This window comes from Streptomyces durocortorensis, assembly GCF_016901035.1.
Classification (GTDB): Bacteria; Actinomycetota; Actinomycetes; order Streptomycetales; family Streptomycetaceae; genus Streptomyces; species Streptomyces durocortorensis.
Window position 1 is genome coordinate 1 of the sequence record NZ_JAFEUF010000603.1, and the last position, 257, is coordinate 257.

1 protein-coding gene is annotated in these 257 nt (G+C 66.1%); it reads right to left on the bottom strand.

All coding sequences use genetic code 11. From position 1 onward, the window contains the following. Window positions 1–257 (bottom strand): sodium:solute symporter family transporter (locus JS521_RS36225; protein WP_443732195.1); only part of this gene is annotated, 257 nt, incomplete at both ends.

Below are 257 nucleotides of genomic sequence, written 5' to 3' on the forward strand. Positions count from 1 at the left end.
ACCTTCACCAGGCCGACGATGGTCAGCGGCAGCAGAGCCGCGACGATCACGAAGAACTGCAGGACCTCGTTGTAGATCGCGGCGGAAAGGCCACCGAGCGCGGTGTAGGAGAGCACGACCGCAGCCGCGACGATGATCGACACCCACAGCGGCCAGCCGAGCAGGAGGTTCACCACGCTGGCGAGCAGGAACAGGTTCGCGCCGGCGATGAGGATCTGCGCGCTCGCGAAGCTGATGCCGTTGACCAGATGCGCGGG